14 protein-coding genes are annotated in these 17,909 nt (G+C 59.3%); 7 read left to right on the top strand and 7 right to left on the bottom strand.

Going from position 1 to position 17,909, the window contains the following annotated elements; translation table 11 throughout:
• Positions 1 to 2,078, top strand: a 2,078-nt coding sequence (locus tag V6X30_RS00005) for a beta strand repeat-containing protein (protein WP_367982598.1), incomplete at its 5' end; no start/stop codon positions are given.
• A gap of 87 nt (positions 2,079 to 2,165) precedes the next feature.
• Here the strand turns inward: V6X30_RS00005 and V6X30_RS00010 are convergent.
• Together V6X30_RS00010 and V6X30_RS00015 are read right to left on the bottom strand one after the other, a co-directional pair.
• Complete coding sequence (locus tag V6X30_RS00010) at positions 2,166 to 2,348, bottom strand: H-NS family nucleoid-associated regulatory protein (RefSeq protein WP_367982599.1); 183 nt, start codon at positions 2,346 to 2,348, stop codon at positions 2,166 to 2,168.
• A gap of 26 nt (positions 2,349 to 2,374) precedes the next feature.
• Positions 2,375 to 3,169 carry a hypothetical protein gene (locus tag V6X30_RS00015; RefSeq protein WP_367982600.1) on the bottom strand — a complete coding sequence of 265 codons (795 nt, stop codon included), beginning with the start codon at positions 3,167 to 3,169 and terminating at the stop codon, positions 2,375 to 2,377.
• Between the two features lie 124 nt (positions 3,170 to 3,293).
• On the opposite strand from V6X30_RS00015, the gene V6X30_RS00020 reads away from it, so the two are divergent.
• Positions 3,294 to 3,587, top strand: coding sequence for a hypothetical protein (locus tag V6X30_RS00020; protein WP_367982601.1), 294 nt, complete (start codon positions 3,294 to 3,296; stop codon positions 3,585 to 3,587).
• A 15-nt stretch (positions 3,588 to 3,602) separates the two neighbouring features.
• Here the strand turns inward: V6X30_RS00020 and istB are convergent, their stop codons facing one another.
• Positions 3,603 to 4,415 (bottom strand): IS21-like element helper ATPase IstB, encoded by an 813-nt coding sequence (gene istB / locus V6X30_RS00025; RefSeq protein WP_367982602.1) that lies wholly within the window; start codon positions 4,413 to 4,415, stop codon positions 3,603 to 3,605.
• Complete coding sequence (gene istA, locus V6X30_RS00030) at positions 4,412 to 5,584, bottom strand: IS21 family transposase (protein ID WP_367982603.1); 1,173 nt, start codon at positions 5,582 to 5,584, stop codon at positions 4,412 to 4,414. The genes istB and istA overlap by 4 nt, the downstream gene beginning before the upstream one ends.
• Before the next feature lie 281 nt (positions 5,585 to 5,865).
• Here istA and V6X30_RS00035 point away from each other — a divergent pair, with 281 nt between their 5' ends.
• Positions 5,866 to 6,318: a calcium-binding protein gene (locus V6X30_RS00035; RefSeq protein WP_367982604.1), complete on the top strand. Its 453-nt coding sequence runs from the start codon at positions 5,866 to 5,868 to the stop codon at positions 6,316 to 6,318.
• An 87-nt stretch (positions 6,319 to 6,405) separates the two neighbouring features.
• On the opposite strand, the gene V6X30_RS00040 is transcribed toward V6X30_RS00035, so the two are convergent.
• Both V6X30_RS00040 and V6X30_RS00045 read right to left on the bottom strand, forming a co-directional pair.
• Complete coding sequence (locus V6X30_RS00040) at positions 6,406 to 6,588, bottom strand: H-NS family nucleoid-associated regulatory protein (protein WP_367982605.1); 183 nt, start codon at positions 6,586 to 6,588, stop codon at positions 6,406 to 6,408.
• A gap of 26 nt (positions 6,589 to 6,614) precedes the next feature.
• Positions 6,615 to 7,214 carry a hypothetical protein gene (locus V6X30_RS00045; protein WP_367982606.1) on the bottom strand — a complete coding sequence of 200 codons (600 nt, stop codon included), beginning with the start codon at positions 7,212 to 7,214 and terminating at the stop codon, positions 6,615 to 6,617.
• A gap of 489 nt (positions 7,215 to 7,703) precedes the next feature.
• Between V6X30_RS00045 and V6X30_RS00050 the strand changes: the two genes are divergently transcribed.
• The 3 genes from V6X30_RS00050 to V6X30_RS00060 all read left to right on the top strand — a co-directional run bounded on the left by V6X30_RS00050 (position 7,704) and on the right by V6X30_RS00060 (position 11,160).
• Complete coding sequence (locus tag V6X30_RS00050) at positions 7,704 to 8,438, top strand: class I SAM-dependent methyltransferase (protein ID WP_367982607.1); 735 nt, start codon at positions 7,704 to 7,706, stop codon at positions 8,436 to 8,438.
• A gap of 680 nt (positions 8,439 to 9,118) precedes the next feature.
• The gene (locus V6X30_RS00055) at positions 9,119 to 10,360 is read left to right on the top strand and encodes an acetate--CoA ligase family protein (protein ID WP_367982608.1); all 1,242 of its coding nucleotides are present in this window, start codon (positions 9,119 to 9,121) and stop codon (positions 10,358 to 10,360) included.
• Between the two features lie 35 nt (positions 10,361 to 10,395).
• A complete protein-coding gene (locus tag V6X30_RS00060) occupies positions 10,396 to 11,160 on the top strand; it encodes a class I SAM-dependent methyltransferase (RefSeq protein ID WP_367982609.1) in 765 nt (254 codons plus the stop codon).
• A gap of 199 nt (positions 11,161 to 11,359) precedes the next feature.
• Here the strand turns inward: V6X30_RS00060 and V6X30_RS00065 are convergent, their stop codons facing one another.
• Positions 11,360 to 16,369 carry a beta strand repeat-containing protein gene (locus tag V6X30_RS00065; protein WP_367982610.1) on the bottom strand — a complete coding sequence of 1,670 codons (5,010 nt, stop codon included), beginning with the start codon at positions 16,367 to 16,369 and terminating at the stop codon, positions 11,360 to 11,362.
• 365 nt (positions 16,370 to 16,734) lie between these two features.
• Between V6X30_RS00065 and V6X30_RS00070 the strand changes: the two genes are divergently transcribed.
• Positions 16,735 to 17,907 (top strand): tyrosine-type recombinase/integrase, encoded by a 1,173-nt coding sequence (locus tag V6X30_RS00070; RefSeq protein ID WP_367982611.1) that lies wholly within the window; start codon positions 16,735 to 16,737, stop codon positions 17,905 to 17,907.
• Positions 17,908 to 17,909 lie beyond the last annotated feature (2 nt).

Raw genomic sequence — 17,909 nt, forward strand, 5'->3', positions numbered from 1 at the left:
ACGCCTTCACCACCGACGACACTGTGAACATCGGGGTTGGGGCCGGTGGAACTGGCTCTACGGTGACCGGTACGTCGCTCAATGATTCGATCACTGGCAACAGTGGCGATGACGAGCTCATCGGTGGTGACGGCGACGACACCATAGCCGGCGCCGCGGGTGCCGACACCCTCACGGGTGGTGCTGGTGCTGACTCGCTGACTGGTGGTGATGGGGATGACACCTTCAATGTCGACAACGGCACTGATTCGGTGACCGACCTGTCTGGCTCCGATGTCCTGGTTGTATCCACTGGCGCAACAGCCAATGCGACCGTCACGGGCGACTTCTTGGCAACGGCTGATACGGCGAACGCCGACGGCACGGCGACGCTGACCGTTGAGAACGACTTCGATGTCAACCTTGACGCTGCCATAGTCGGCACGACGGCCGATGACGGCTATACCGTGGATGCGAGTGGGAATGCTGCGGCATCAACGTTTGTCGGTTCCAATGCGGATGACACCCTCACAGGTGGCAACGGCAACGACACCATCACTGGTGGTGCGGGCGCTGACGAGTTGACGGGTGGTGACGGTGACGACACCTTCCAGGTAGCAGATGCCAGTGAGTTGGCCGAAGATGCAACCGTAATCGGTGGTGAAGGAACTGACACAATTGCTGTGACCACCGATGGTGTAACTATCGATGATCAGGACTTCGCCAACGTCAGCACCGTGGAGGCCGTAACGCTGGCCAATGGCTCGAACATTCTTACGCTCGGCAGCAACGCCGAGGCCGCGGGGATTCGTGCTGTAACCGGCGGCTCCGGCGGCGACACCATCAACGGCAGCAATGCCGCGGAGACCATTGATGGTGGTGCCGGCGGAGACATCATCACCGGTGGGCTCGGCGCCGACGCGCTCAGCGGTGGCGATGGGAATGATGAGTTCCAGTTCTTCGATGGCGCGGAGCTAGCGACTGATGTGTCCGTGGGCGGTGAGAAGGGAGACGACACCATCGTCTTCACCTCGGCCACAGACGACATTGATGACGCGGATTTTGCGGATGTGTCCAATGTTGAAGCGGTAACACTGGCTGACGGAGGCAACACTGCAGTCTTTGGAATTAACGCTGAGACAGCTGGTGTCGTCACTACTACTGGCGGATCTGGCGATGATGACATTACCGGTAGCAATGCTGCTGAGACCATCAGTGGTGAGGCCGGTGATGACAGCATTGACGGTGGTGATCGTGCCGACAACATCACCGGTGGATTAGGTGCTGACACCATTGCCGGTGGCGATGGCAACGACACCATCACGGGTGGTGCTGGTGCTGACACGATCGATGGTGGTGCAGGTGCTGATACTTACACTGCTGGCGACGGAACCGCGATTAGCGTGACGCTAAACACCAACACGGCAGCCACGGTAAATGTCACGGGCGGGGATAACGACTCTGTCGTTAATATCGAAAACGTCAATGGCACGACTGGAGCCGATACCATCACAGGTGATACCGCGGCTAACGTCATCAGCGGCCAAGCTGGCAACGACACCATCACGGGTGGTGCTGGTGCTGACGAGCTGACTGGCGGTGGTGGGGCGGATGATTTCCGCTACGGCGATGTCACTGGTACCGATACGGTGACAGACTTCCAAGTCGATGACGGCGGAACTGACGACACGGTCTCTTTCGCCGACGCAGGCGTCGGTGGTGGCACAACCAACCTTACGGACAGCGGCGCTAATAACCTCACGGAAGTCACTGCGGTTGAAGAGCTTGCTACGGATGCCACAAACGTGGATATCAGTGCTGACGACGATGACCTGATCAAGCTGACGGCTACCGATCAGGATACGTTTGCCGCCGCGATCGGGACTACCGAAGTGACCGTAGCCGACGCATCGGTGATGCTGGTTTCGTACTATGACAACGCGGATTCGCAAGCAGTTATCGGTTTCGTCGAGGAGGCTAATGCTGGCGACGCCGATAACATCATCGATGGCAATGATGCGTTTAACGAGATGTTCCGTCTCGACATCACAGGCACGGAGTACGGCAACCTAGATGCCGATAACTTTGGCGTCTTCTAACCGACCCACCCTCACCTGAGGAACGGTCCTGAGAAAGCCCTCGTCACCTAGTGGCGGGGGCTTTTCTTATGCTGCCAAACCAATCCGTCAGCGTGCTCTCTGCTGCCTTCCCTTGCCCAGTGCGGATTTGACCTGCGAGTAGGTAATGCCATGCTTGCGGCACAGCTGCTTCACAGTGGCGAGGTCAGTCTTGCGCTCTTCACGCACGGCTTCTCTAATCGCCTTGTCCAGTTCCTCACGCTGCTTGATCAACTCTTCTGCTCTGCTCATCGTGGTTTCCATCCTCTGCTTGTGATTTAAGGGAATTTGCCAACACCAGCACGTGCGATCATGCCGCGTGCATAGCGCAGCTCGCGTGATACCAGTGTGGCGACGGTGTTTTTCTGCGCACGACCATCTACTGCTTCGTTGGCCATGCGCTTTTGACTGGGTTTTGTGGTCAAACCGACTGTGTCTGCGAGCTTGGCGTTGCTCATGCGCTTGCCACGCTGTGAGTGTTTGAGCTCATAGAGTGTCAGCGCACGTTCCAGGCGTTTGACGAGCACGGGCTTTGAGAGGTGATACAGAGCCTGGCTGTGCTCTGCGGGGTCAACGCGCTTGCCGTGCTCTGATGGCAGGTGCTTTTTCAGCAGACGATTGATGCTCTTGTCCACATAGCGGCGCTGCTGTGGCAGGGGGACTGCAATCACAAGCCAGTCGTCGTGCTCTGCATATTCAGCCGCACGCTCACCGTCCTCCACTATGTGTGTCCATACACCACGCAGCGGCTCAGCGGAGAGATAGACGCCGCGCTCCTCGCCGTTCGTGTTAACACGATTGCGCCACCAGTCGCAGAAGGCTCGGTATCTGTCGCCGTCATAGCGCACGTCTCCCCAGTCTCCATACACCTTCAGCATCTCAGGCTGCGCTTTGAAGGAATCCCTGCTTGTAGAAGCTCGTTGACGCTGCTGCTGCTCACAGAGCTTGGCGTATTCCTCGTTCATCGTCAGTGCCAGCCACCACCAGTAGTAGGGGCTCTGTTTGACGAGGAATGGACGCGGCTCTTTGTACGAGCCAAAGCGCGGCGCGTAGGACACGAAGTGGCGTTGCATAGATGAACATCCATCGAGATTGCCGTTGGTTGTCGGTCTTTTTCCATTCTAATCAACGAGATAATAGTTCCAGTCGTTAGCAATACAGCAGCGACTGCAACATCCACATTATAGGAGTTTAGACATGGCGACGAAGACAACTTCATTCCACAACATCATCAATCGTGCTGACGAGATCGTTGAGCAGCGCAAAGAGTGGCAGGCGACTGTGTTCACTGACAGCAACGAAGCACTCTACGCAATTCTCCAGCAAATCTACGAGCTCTACGAGCACACTCGCAGCAGCACAAAGCTCTCAGGCGACGTTGCTGCGTTCATGCGCAAGCAGTGCGAGAAAAAGCGTCTCAAGCTCACGAAAAAGCCGACGACGCTGCAGCTGTCAACGCCGGAACCAGAGAGCCTTTTTTCGCCGGAGTGAGATGTCCCCTGATCATCATAGTGCAGTCTCGTTTTCTCCGGTTTCCTCGAGTGCAGCCTCCTTAGCGGTCTGGGATGAGCGGCTCTTAGCGAGCAGGCCGGCTTTCCGCTTCTCCTTGAGCCGGTAGCTCTCGCCTTTGATGTTCACCGTGGTGGCGTGATGCAGCAACCGATCCAGGATGGCAGTGGCCATCACCGGATCTCCGAAGACCTCACCCCAGTCGGCGAAGCCCTTGTTCGAGGTCAGGATCAGGCTCGCCCTCTCGTATCGCCGGGCAACCAGCCGGAAGAACAGGCTCGCCTCGTCACGGCTCATGGGCAGATAGCCCAGCTCATCGAGGATGAGGACCTTCGGGTAGGTCAGTTGCTTGAGCACCCGCTCGAGCTTTTGTTCAGCGCTCGCCTTGCGCAGCTTGGTGAGGAGCTCATCGAGGGTGAGGAACACCACCCGGTGACCGGCCTGTGCCGCCTTGATGCCGAGCGCGATGGCCAGATGCGTCTTACCAACGCCGGGCGGACCCAGGAACACGGCGTTGTTCCCGCGCTCGACGAAGGCTAGCGAGGCCAGTTCCCGGATGACCTTCCGGTCGATGCTGGGCTGGAAGCTGAAGTCGAAGGCCTCCAGGGTGTGCATCGCCGGGAAGCGTGCCTGACGCAGTCGCGTCTCCACGCCCCGGACGTTCCGGGACTGCCACTCGGCCTTGAGCGCTTCGGTGAGGAACGCCCGGTAGTCGAGATCCCGCTTGGCGGCCTGTTCGCAGATCGTATCGAGCTGCTCATCGAGCCCTTGGAGCTTCAACCGCTCCAGCAGTATGCCGAGCTCCATCACAGCACTTCCGTGTAGTAACCGAGGTCACGGGTCTGGACCCGTACCTGGTCCCAGAGGCAAGCGTGATGCTCGGCGACCGTGACGAAGCGCTCGCCGTCAGTGGCAAGCCGGTGGTGGGCGACGGGATGGCCCTCAAGATGACGGATCTCGATCTCGCCATCCAACGTCTGGCGGATGCTGACCCGCTGCTGGGCCAATTGCCCCGGCACGCTATAGCGCACGCCATGCAGAGAGACGTAGGCGTCCAGGCTCACCGCGCGGGTGTAGTGGTAGGCCGTATCGTAGCGGCTACGCGGCAGCGGCCCGAGCGACTCGCGCTCCCGTGCGAAGCGGACCGGGACCGACTCGCCCAGCTCCCTTAGCGTGCGCTGGTTAGCCACCGTCTGGCACCAGGCGGTGAGATAGGCGTTGAGGTGATCGAAGCTGTCGAACGCCGGATCACCGGCAAGGGCGTTCTCACTGATGTAACGCACCATCCGCTCGACCTTACCCTTGGTCTTTGCCCGTCGAGGCCGGCATGCGCGGGGCGTGAAGCCGTAGTGGACGCCGAGTTCGCGGAAGCGCGGGTTGAAGCGGGGTCGGCCATCACGCCAGTCGAGCACGGCCGAGGCCTGGTTATCGACCAGTACACTGCTCGGGACACCGCCGAAGGCCTCGAGCGCAGCGATGATCACCTCGTAGGTATGGTTGGCATCCAGCGAGGGCATCCCCATGGCATGCAGATGACGGGAATACCCCAACACGTTCACCCCGACATAGACCTTCTGGCGCACATCGCCGATCAGCAACCGCCGCTCGCACCAGTCATGCTGCATCTGCTGACCGGGCGGCGTCTCGTAGCGGACAACGCCGGCGTCCGGACGCAGTACGCGCTTGGGCTGGATGTAGTCACGCAACTGCGTGCTGCCCCCGGTATACCCAGCCTTGCGGATATCTTGCAGGATCACCTCGGCGTTCCAGATCCCCTTACGGAGCATCCCGTCGATCTGATCGATGAACGGGTCCAACTTCCGCGGCCGTCGCTTTGGTCGCTTCGGCGGCTCACTGCCGCGCTTTAGCGCTCGACTCACGGTCTTCGGGGTAACCCCGAGCTCCGCGGCAATGTCCTTGATATATACGCCCTGTCTGTATCTCTCGGTTATCATCAAATAGTCCTCTCGGGTCATCATCCCCGGTCTCCAAGCGGCCAAACTTGCAAGACCGAGGATCGTTGGTCCGAGGGGACATCTCAAACCGGCGATCAGAGGACTCTACTGGGCGGCGCCAACAATGTGGACACAGGTGGAATAGAAGTCTGCGTCAAACACTCTCTCAAAGAGACTCGCTAACGCACTGTCTCGCATGCAGAGTCTGAGCGCTTCTCGCTATCAATCACTGTGTGATTCGTGCTGGCCACTGCGAGATATACGCTTTGTCCATCGTGTTAACACGGTCATATGCACGGTGGCGGTTGCACGATTTCAAACGGTTAGGTACGGTCGCAAATCATACGGGTGGTGCTGGTGCTGACTCGCTGACTGGTGGTACTGGCGATGATGACTTCGTCATTGGCGACGGTGACACTGGTATCACCGTTGCTACGGCAGACACCATCGCTGATTTCGGTACTGGTGCTAACGAGCTTGGGCTCGGAACAGCTGGTGACGCCACCGCAGGTACGGGTAACTACGTTGAGGCAGTTGCAGCTGTTCAAGACTTTGCAGCAGCGTTGACAGCAGCGAACACGGCGTTGAGCACGTTGTCAGATACCACCAACTCGAATACCGAAATCTATGCTTTCGAGTTCGATGCCAACAACGGTTATCTTTTTGAAGACACGGACGTCGATGGCGCTGCCGACCAAGTGGTAGTGCTCACTGGCATCAACGACACTGGAATCGAGGCTGCGGATATCATCGCCTAACCGACTCACCCTCACCTGAGGAACGGTCCTGAGAAAGCCCTCGTCACCTAGTGGCGGGGGCTTTTCTTATGCTGCCAAGCCAATCCGTCAGCGTGTTCTTCGCTGCCTTCCCTTGCCCAGTGCAGATTTGACCTGCGAGTAGGTAAAGCCATGCTTGCGGCACAGCTGCTTCACAGTGGCGAGGTCAGCCTTGCGCTCTTCACGCACGGCTTCTCTAATCGCCTTGTCCAGTTCCTCACGCTGCTTGATCAACTCTTCTGCTTTGCTCATCGTGGTTTCCATCCTCTGCTTGTGATTTAGGGGAATTCGCCAACGCCAGCACGTGCGATCATTGCACGTGCATAGCGCAGCTCACGTGATATCAGTGTGGCGACGGTGTTTTTCTGCGCACGAGCATCTACTGCTTCGTTGGCCATGCGCTTCTCGCTCGGTTTTGTGGTCAAACCGACTGTGTCTGCGAGCTTGGCGTTGCTCATGCGCTTGCCACGCTGTGAGTGTTTGAGCTCATAGAGTGTCAGCGCACGTTCCAGGCGTTTGACGAGCACGGGCTTTGAGAGGTGATACAGAGCCTGGCTGTGCTCTGCGGGGTCAACGCGCTTGCCGTGCTCTGATGGCAGGTGCTTTTTCAGCAGACGATTGATGCTCTTGTCCACATAGCGGCGCTGCTGTGGCAGGGGGACTGCAATCACAAGCCAGTCGTCGTGCTCTGCATATTCAGCCGCACGCTCACCGTCCTCCACTATGTGTGTCCATACACCACGCAGCGGCTCAGCGGAGAGATAGACGCCGCGCTCCTCGCCGTTCGTGTTAACACGATTGCGCCACCAGTCGCAGAAGGCTCGGTATCTGTCGCCGTCATAGCGCACGTCTCCAAAGTCCTCATACACCTTCAGCATCTCAGGCTGCGCTTTGAAGGAATCCCTGCTTGTAGAAGCTCGTTAACGCTGCTGCTGCTCACAGAGCTTGGCGTATTCCTCGTTCAGCGTCAGCGCCAGCCACCTGCGCTGCTCAAAAATTAGTGTGAGATCTTGGTCGGCACGAAATTTCCTGCTATGTAAGTCGCACAGCCGTCGTCGAAGGATCACAAATCAGGGCCCAGGATCAGCCGATTCCGGTGGTGGGCCACTTGAAGTCGAACGAGCAGCGCAAATTCGCCCTCTCAGACAACAGGTTTTTGCCGCCCTCGGCGGATGGCTGAGAGCATTAGAGAGAAACCCTGAACGGGACGGTCAAGTGGCGCGCTAACGCCCATCGACGGCAGCGTCCGTGCTGAAGCACGCCTGAACAGCCTGACGCGTATGGCCGTGCTAATCTTGGATTGCACTGAGAGGGCGATACGCTTGAAGCTGCGCCGGTGATGAATGGGGGACCAGCTGAAGAACGCCATGGAATACGACGAAATCTTTGAAGCGCGTGGATCAGCCTACGACCATGCCATGCGCGCTCTTCCCCGGGCGAGGGCCGCTGAGTTCCGCCAACTGATCAGCCGCCTGGCGCCGCAGACCGGAGAAACCTTGGCCGATGTTCCAGCCGGCGGCGGCTACATGGCGGGTTATCTACCCGCTGGCGTGGTACATGCGCCATATGAGCCTTGTGTGAGCTTCACTAACCATGGCGACACCACCCGCGGCGGGGGACGCCCTCTGCTCCCTCTGCCCTGGAAACAGGATAGCGTGGATGCCGTTGCAAGCCTCGCGGGCGTGCATCATATAACGGATAAAGCGCCGTTTTTCTCAGAACTCCGGCGCGTTGTTCACGCGCAAGGCCGATTAGGACTGTCAGACGTTGCCGCAGGGTCGGCCGTGGCGCTTTTCCTCGATGAGTTTGTTGGGGCGCACAACACGACTGGGCACGAGGGCGTATATCTCGATCAGACTACCGTTCCGTCGCTTCGACAAGCGGGCTGGGAAGTGACGTCGGATGAGATCGTGGAATTTCACTGGGTCTTTGACTCCAAGATACAGGCCGGCGAATTCGGCCATGATCTATTCGGCTTGGTGGGCGTCACGCCCTCGGCATTTGCCGACGCAATGGAAGCAAGGTTGGGGTTTGATCCGCTACCGGACGGTGGTGTCGGCCTGCGCTGGGCCCTTCGCACTATCATCGCAACCCCGGTCTAGGGATGGAAAAACCGGGACGTTTTCTCTCGGCAGGGCGTGGGCATGCGTTTCCGGGTTACCTCGCGGGGCTGAGAAGCGGTTGTCTGCGCCTCCCCCTCACGGTGGGGAGCCTCCGTGCCTTTCCAGGAGAGTGGGCGGCGATGCCTGCCGTGGCCTCCTCGGCACACGGGTGGCTGGAGCAACTCAGTGAGACGGGGCCCCAGTGGAGCGCGATTCCAGCGCTTGATTCGGCAAGAGGCATAGGACGCTGGATAGTATTCTGGAATACCGTACTCCAGCGATATGCCGGCCTACCCATGCCGGAAGATGGCGTCGTACGGGTCGGTGCGCAGGCCTCCGACCAATTCAGCCGGCTTTTTTTGTTTCTCCCCATACCGACCGGCTCCCCCAACCCATCGCTTCAAGCCATTCAGTTGGTGTTATGGCATATGCGATCGGTCCTGGATTCGGGTGCCGCCGCGTCCGCGGATGAACTTGCCGAGCGTTTCGCATCAACAGTGGAAACACTCTCGAAGTGTCCGCCACGTGGACGAAACACTGGGCGGTTCATCGAGGCTGCCTCCGAAAAAGGAGTGCCCTTCACAGCGCTGGGTGGTGACTTGCTCCGCCTGGGACAAGGCCGGCATATGCGCTATATCGACAGCACGTTCACGGATAAGACCCCCCGAATAGGCGCCAGGATGGCGCGCCAGAAAACGCTTTCGAATCGAGTACTCCGGGATGCAGGACTGCCGGTGGCCCGGCAGCGCGTTGTCCAGGATCCGGCGCAGGCTTGTGCGGCGGCAAAGGCGCTTGGATTTCCGGTGGTCATCAAGCCGATGGATCAAGATGGTGGCCGTGGCGTGGTTGCCGATCTGAGAGATGAGGAGGAACTGAAAGCGGCCTTTCCGGTGGCGGCTGCGCATGGTGACGCAGTGCTCATAGAGCCACATTGCCCGGGCCGTGACTATCGTCTGGTCGTCTTTAATGGCGAGCTGTTCTGGGCGCTTGAACGTGTCCCCGGCGGGGTGACCGGAGACGGGGTGCAAACGGTCCGTCAGCTCGTCGACGCACTCAATGCCGAGCCCACCCGCAGGCCGGTCAGAGGTGCCCCGCTGTACCCCTTAACATGGGATAAGACGGCGCAGGAGTTGCTCGCAAGGCAGGGACTCGACGGGAACGCGATCCCGGATCATGGAGCGTTCGTCCAACTCCGCCGAACCGCCAGCGTCACCGCAGGCGGGACGCCCGTTGCCGTTCCGGTAGAGGCCGTACACCCCGATAACCGAGACCTTGCGGTTGGTGCTGCACGGGCATTGAATCTGGATTTGGCGGGAGTGGATGTGCTGACCGATGACATAGAGACCTCCTGGCGGGTTGATGGAGGCTTGATATGCGAGGTCAATGCGCAGCCGAGTCTGGGCGCAACCACCGGTCCTCATCTGTACACCGAGATTCTCGACGGACTGATCGAAGGTAACGGTCGGATTCCGATCCATGTGCTCGTTGGGCCCAGTGCGCACTCCCCCGTGCCGGAAATATGTCTGCAGGCGCTGCGGGCCGATGGACTGGCCGTTGGGCTGGCATCCTCCGCTGGGGCATGGGTGGGAGGTCATCAGCGGTCGATTGATGGATGCGGTAGCGCGATTGCCTCCCGTGCAGTCTTATGCGATCCGGAGGCGGAAGCCCTTCTGGTGGTCCTCCAGGACGACCACTTTCTTAGTAACGGCCTGCCGTTTGACCGATGCGATAGCGTGATCATCTGCGGGGTAAACATCGAGCCGAGCGCAGGACGGGCCGGTAATGATGTCTCAGTAATCCTGCGAGAGCTGCTCTCGCATCTGTTGCCGGCCTGTACCGGTACCGTACACACCCTCGCCGATAGCGGCGTTGCCCCCCAGGATGTGCCGCGACTGCTAGGCTCGATCGGGAGACACGCGTAATTTCTCATCAGAACGTGAGCATAGAGGAAAGCTTAATGTCTACATCGGCTAAAACAAGTAGCAGAGACGCATACGATAAGAGTCCGTTCCGCTCAATTAAGCACAGCACCTACTTCCCTGTTTATGACCAGCTCCTGTCACCGTACCAGAACCGGGACATCACGTTTGTCGAGGTTGGAGTCTTTGAGGGCGGATCGCTCTTCATGTGGCGGGAATTCTTTGGACCCCGGGCGAGAATCATAGGTATCGATTTCAATCCAGAAGCGAAAAAATGGGAGGCTGACGGTTTTGAAATATTCGTTGGCTCTCAATCATCACCGGATTTTTGGGATGAATTTTTTTCTGAAGTGGGTGCGGTGGACATACTGCTGGATGATGGGGGGCATACGTATACCCAACAGATCATTACAACCGAAATGGGCCTTGATCATATCAAGGATGGCGGAATGTTGATCGTGGAAGACACCCATACCTCCTATCTGGACGGTTTTGGAGACAAGAGCATATCCTTTATAAACTATTGCAAGCGATGGATCGACAGGGTCAACTCGCGATTCGGGTCATTCGTCAAAGAGCAGAAGGACAGGCGTGTCTGGTCGGTTGAAGTCTTTGAATCAATTGTCGCTTTCAAGGTGAACAGAGCTTTTTCACAGCAAGTATCCATGCCGACAGATAACGGCGGTAAGAGAGATTTTTCTAAGGACTTTCGAAACGCTGACCGTAAATTAGTCGAACGGGATTCCGCACGGATTGAGAGAATTATCAAGCGGGGATTTGATATTTTTGGGGGCAATGCGTAACGGACCTTATGCCCGCATCTGGCGTTGGATTTCGCCTGGTCTGGGTTAAGCGCATGTACGGCGAAAATCGTCGCCCGAGCTGGGCAGGACTAGACGCGTAGGACATTTTTGACTTCCTGATTTGACACCAAAAGAAAAGCCCCCGCCACTAAGTGACGAGGGCTTTCTCAGGACCGTTTCTCAGGTGAGGGGCCGTCGGTTACACAGGAGCATCGAAATCAGCGAGATTGGCAGCGCCAATACCACTAAGGTCAACACCATTCGCGCTTGCCAACAGCTCGAGGGCCGCGTCTCCCTCGCCTGCATAGGTCACCGAGTACAATGACACATCACCTTCCGCAGAATCGTAATCTGTCGATGTCAAGAGGTAGATGATGTCGTCTGCTGCTTCGCCAGTGAATGCTTCCGCTTCATCCTCAGCGGCTATAGCATCAGAGACGTCAGCACTGCTGACAACGAGACCCGTATTGGTGCCAATCGCTCCACCATTTGCGAGGACCTCAAACAGGGATCCATCACCACGCAGCGCGGTTTGAGCGATGTTATCCCCAGTCCCGAAGTCAAAGTCGATCACATCGTTACCGGCACCCAGAGTCAGGTCACCAGTGGCGATTGTATCTTCTCCATTCAGACTTTGTGTCGTTTCGAGGACGAATGTGTCAGCACCATCGCCACCAGAGAGCTGGTCGTTGCCAGCACCACCGGTGATCGTGTCATTGCCGCCGCCGCCTGTAAGGGCGTTGGCCTCACCATCGCCTGTCAGCGTGTCATCGCCCCCAGTGCCGATGATGTTTTCAACGTTACTCACCTCATCGGCACCGGCGTTCGTGTCGCCAACCGTCACTGTCGGGTCAGCTGCACTGAGGTCGAGGCTGATACCGGTATCACCAGCAGTGAGCGGAGAATCATCTGCAGCCACGAGGGCATCGGCGTAAGACACCGTGTCGGAACCGTTGCCACCATCAATGGTGTCAGCGCCCGTACCGCCGGAGATGACGTTATCGCCAGACGAACCGACCAGGTAATCGGTACCAGCCGAGCCAATCAGGTTCTCGATGGAGGTGAGCGTGTCGATCACGTTCGGGGCGGCCTCCAGCGTGTCGAACAGGTATGTCGCCTGTCCCGAAGCCACCTCATTAGCGGCGTTAAGCCCCGAGATGAAGTTGCCCGTGGCTGTGTTGATGGCCCCGGCGGTGAGCGCACTGTCACTCAGGTTGATGACGGCCCCGATCGAATCCGCCGCCGAACCCTCGACCTCCTCAACGGTCATGCCAACCGCCGAGAAGGTGTCCGTTCCGGCGCCGCCATCGACAGCGTCGGCGCCCTGACCGCCGATGATGACGTCGTCACCGGCGTTGCCGTTCAGCGTGTCGCCGCCAAGTCCGCCGTCGAGCGTGTCGTTGCCTTCACCACCGTTGACGATGTCGTTACCACCCTGTGCCGTGATGACGTCGTTACCGCCGTTCGCATTGACCAGGTCTGCGGCGCCGGTGCCCGTGAACGTATCCACGCCACTGCTGCCCGTGTAGACCATGCCGTTGGTCGTCATGTTACTCAGCGTGACGGTGACGGCGCCTGACGCGCCGCCCGCGTTGATCGAGCCAACGGTGTCGACCGCCCCCGTGGTCATCACGAAATCGCCGGCCCCCGTTATCGTCGCGCCGCTGAGTGTGGCACCGGCAGCACCCACGGTATCGAAGTCCACAGTATTCGTATCAGTGACGTCGACGGTAATGGCGCCGACGCTCGCGGCACCACTCAGTCCCGTTGTGAACGTGACATCCGAGTCTGCGGTGACGTTAAGGGTGCCGACATCGCCGGTCACGCCACTGAGGTCAGTAAGCGTGACGTCGTTTCCGGCGCTCTCACCCGCCGTGGTGATCGCGATGTTGCCGAGCGTGGCCGCGGTGACCGCACCGAGGGTGAAGCCCTGATCTGAACGGTTCGTCACCGTGATGTTGCCGACTGACCCGGTAGCATTCGCCGTAACCGAGCCGATCCCGGAGGCGGCCCCTGGCTCCCCCGTCAGCGTCACATCGATATCCCCGATACTCCCGCCAACGGCAGCGCTGGCTACCAGGTCGCCACCGTCAAACTCCTTGGCGGCGTTGACCGTGACGTTGCCGATGTTGCCTGATTCGGCCGTCACATTGCCGAGCGTGAAATCGGTCCCGCCATCACCGAGATCCACGGCGATCGGCCCGACGGAATTTGCATCAACCGTGCCGATGCTCGAACTACCGAAATCACCTACCAGATCGACATCGATGCTCAGGCTCGCGGCGCCCGTCGCATTGACATCTCCCACGATGACGTCGGACCCGCCCGAGGCATCGATACTCAAATCAGAAAGTGCGGCTGCTTCTGTGACCCCATCATCGCCAATATTACCGACTGTGATATTGCCTGAAGTACCCGAAAGCAGGATGGTCTCGAGGGCGGAGACGTCGGTGGTCGATATGCCGTTGGCAAGAGATACAGCACCCTGACCGGCATTCACCGTCAGGTCGGTCAGACCGGAGGCGTCGATGTCGGCGACCGTGAGATTGTCAGCGGATTCTGCCGCTGTGTTGAGCTGCAGCGTGGTCAGGTTCTCGTCTGCCACCAGGTCGGCGAAGCTGAGCGGACTCCCGCCGCCGACATCCTCCCCATCGTCAGCATCGATGGTTAACGTGCCAATTTCCGTGGTGCTGAGATTGCCGTTGGTGAGCGCCACACCCGCGGCACCCGCATTGCTGTATGTGACTGACGCAGCAGAGCCCTCAACCGCATTCAGGTTGATCGGATCGAGCGTCACATCACCATCACCGTCCTGCTGGACCGCAGTGCCGTCGGCGAGACTATCGAGCGTTGCTTCACCTACGGCGTCGAGCTGAATGGTGTTGAGTCCCGTGGCGTTACTGGCATCAAACGTACCGCCGTCGATCTCCAGATCAGCGGTTTCGACGCCGGTGAGCGTCGGTGCAATGTCCACGCCGGTCCCGATAGTCGCCGCAATGGTGTCGTTTCCACTATTGCCCGTCACCGTGTCGTTGTCGTCGAGATTCCCGGCGAAATCGAAGACCGTGGCGCGCGTGCTGCCGGAGATCGTCTGATCTGCGGAGCCGAGGTTGAGTGTCAGGTCACCGGTCGCGAGCGAGGCGTCGATATTCGTATTCGTGAGCCCTGTGCCGCCACCGAGCGTTGAGTCCGCATCCCCCGTGAGGATCAGGTTAGCTCCGCTCGTGATGGCGTCGACGGCAACCTCGTCGCCGTTATCATCAAAGACCGTGGACAACTCAAGGTTCAGCGTCTCGACATCGGTGCTGACGTCGATTGCATTGACGGTCATGACACCAACACCACCAGCGATTGACTCAGTGTTGGTGACGGTAAGGTTGACTAAGTCGGCGCCGCCGGAGGCGTCAGCCAGGTTGATCGTGAGGTCACCGAATCCTGAGTCCCCACCGCGCGAGTCGGCAAGCTCGATGGCCTGACTGATGACATTGTCAAGCGTGAGGCTGTGCGCGTCAGCGAGCGAGTTCACCGTGACCTCAGACAGGCCGGCGTCCATCTTCGCCAGGTTTACGTTGTCTCCGGTGTTGGATGCGCTATCCACCGTGAGCGCTTCAAAACCCGTGATTCCGGCGTCGGCGAGATCAGCATCAAAGGTGTCGTCAGCGGCGGTGACCTGAAGCTCGTCTCCATCGCCATCCCCACCGTCGACAGTGACATTGGCACCCACGGCGACCGTAGACAGCGCGGCATCCAGATCAAGCGAGTCATTCCCGCTGCCGAGCTGGACATTCAGCGAGGCATTCGCAGCAATATTTGTGACATTTTCACCGAACTGAACAACATCGCGGTTCTCGCCGGTGCGGATATCCACCGAGTCGCCGGTGGTGTCGAGATCAGTATCTCCGCCACCATTGGCATCGAGGGCATCGAACCCGGTGCTGCCCACATAAGTGAGACCAGCACCGGCGCCTGTGTTGACATTGCCAAACTGGAGATTGATCGTCGCGTTATTATCCGAGGCGTCGATTGTTGCGACGCTCGCCTCGAGATCGTTGATCACATTAAGGCTTTGCGTTCCGCCAATATCAAGTGTCCGAGCCTCACCATCAGAAGTAATCGCCGCCAGCTGGTTGAATGTGTCGCCGCCGGAATTGATATTGAGCGTCTCAAAACCATCGCCGTCACCAACGCCGCCGACATCCAGTGTAACGTTGTCTGCGGCGGCGACACTTGATGTCCGGCTGCTGATGCCCTCAAGCGCAACGTCAAGGCTGTCGTTAAAGCTATCGGTGAGCGTGGTGTCGAAGTTGGCCGTATAGGTGATGCCGTCGTGCAGACCCCTCAGGCCGATCGTGGCCTGATCACCGATGTTGGTCACCGTCAGATCATCACTGCCTGGACCACCGACAGACCAGATTTGCTCAACGCCGGTCACACCAATCGCATTGATGGTCTGCTCGTCGCCAGCCGTGCCGTTGTCATTGTCCGGCGCCGCGATGTTGAACACCTCGACGTTCGAAATGCTGGTCGCCCGGGAGTCCCCGGATACGCGGATCAGCTCGAGGGTGTCCCGACCACCGGCACCGTCGATTTCGGAGTCGTTGAGCGTCGCCGCCGTTGCCTCGAACGTGTCGTCGGCGACCGTCGGATTCGAATCACTCGGGGTGACGCCCTCGTTGCCGGAGGGCGTGATCACTGCCCCGCTCGTTGTCAGCGTGAACGTCTGCGCTTCAGGCGGCACATCGTTCACGGTGACCGAGCTGGACTGATCGGCGACTTCAAGGGTGAGCGTTTCGGTCTCGGCGACGAGCGCATCCTCGGCGATATCCACCGTGACCACGGCTTTGCCGTCAGAGCCCACGGTGGTGGTGCCGCTCAGCTCACCGACCACGTCAGCTGCCTGCACACCGGAGATGGTGTAGCTGTAGGTGTTGCCGTTGGCGACCTGATTGGCATCCTCCAGCGTGAAGGTCACCGACTGGCCCTCGTCGACCGAATCCGCGCTGGCGGTCAGGGTGAAGTCGGGGTTCAGCGGCGCCGGCGTCGTGTCGTTCACCGTCACGTCGGCGGACTGGCCTGCCACGGTGAGGGTCATCGTCTCGGTCTCGGCGAGCTTGGCGTCCTCAGCCACATCCACGGCGATGCTTGCCTTGCCATCCGCATCGATCGTCACCGTGCCGGTCAGGGGGGTGTTGAGATCCGCACCCTGCACGCCAGTGATCTCGTAGGAGTAGGTCGTGCCCGCTGCGACGTTGACGGTCGCCAGGTTGAATATAACCGAGTCGCCCTCATCGACGGATTGAGCGCTCGTTGTGAGAGGAAAATTATGTAATTTTCAGGTTTCCCAATAATTCAGGAATTTATGAATCGAAACGCCAGGGAGTTTGGCATGCAACCTACACAGTACCTACCAACCTGTTCCTCCTGCCTTGCTGGCGGTTTCTGGGAACTCAGCCAAGTATCTATTTATTCGCCGGTTTTTAAAACTCGCTGGGCTCTGGCGCGAGCTCGTCACCTATCACCGACTGGATTTGCCGCACGACTCGGCCTCTGTTTAGCGCGCTGCTGAGTGCTGTGATGGCTGTCCTTACACTCACCGCAGAGGCGGTACGTCGTGTGCTCGCGCAACCACCCAGGCATCGCCCCCGGCTGTATGCCGATCCGGTCACGCGGGGTCTCTACCTTGAGGTCCGGCCGTCCGGCGGGGCCACCTGGTATTTCCGCTACCGCGATCTGGTTAACCGCACCCGCATGTACCGGATCAATGCGGTGGAGCGTTGCAGCGTCGATGAGGCGCGGGAGGAGGTGCTGCGGCTGCGCCGCCATGTCGATGACGGCGGCGATCCCATGACTGAGCGCCGATGTGCGCGTGGTCCGGCAACGCTGGAAGAATTCATTCGGGAGACCTATCTTCCCCATGTCCGCAGCCGCAAGCGCAGCTGGCGGTCCGAGGTCTCGTTGATCGAGCGCCATCTGCTGCCCACCTTCGGTGATCGGCCCATACGCAGCATCAGCGGCGCGGATGTCGTTCGATGGCAGGAGGAGCGGCTTCAGGCAGGATATGCGGTCGGCACCTGTAACCGGCTGCTGGTCCAGCTCTGCCATATCTTCAACTGCGCCATCCGCTGGGGGATATTGGCGGATGGGACCAACCCCACCGAGGGTGTCAAACCACTGACTGGCGAGAAGAAGCACGAGCGTTACCTCTCGCCGGACGAGGTCGCGCGGCTGCTGGCGGTCCTGGATAATGCGAGGAACGTCCAGCTCGCGGACATCATCCGGCTGTTGCTCGTCACCGGCGCGCGCAAGCGCGAGGTGCTGGATGCCAGGTGGGAATTCGTGAACCTCGAGGACGCCATTCTGACCGTGCCCCGATCGAAGTCCGGGAAGCCGCGGCACATTGTCCTGGCCAACGAAGCCATCGAGGTGCTGCATCGTCAGCCCCGCGAGCCCGATAACCCCTGGGTTTTTCCTAATCCGCGAACGGGGCGACCCTTCGTCACCATTTACTACGGCTGGGATACGATTCGCCGCCGCGCGGGTCTATCCGATGTGCGTCTGCATGATCTGCGGCACTCGTTCGCGAGTTTTTTGGTGAACAGCGGACGGTCGCTCTATGAGGTGCAGGTGTTGCTGGGCCATGCCAGTCCCCAGACCACCATGCGCTATGCGCATCTGTCCCGGGATTCGCTGCGCAGCGCGACGGATTCCGCCATGGTGGCGATGCTGCGTGGTGGGGCTGAATCTTAAAC

The sequence above is a fragment of the Spiribacter sp. 1M189 genome (assembly GCF_040838345.1).
GTDB lineage: Bacteria > Pseudomonadota > Gammaproteobacteria > Nitrococcales > Nitrococcaceae > Spiribacter > Spiribacter insolitus.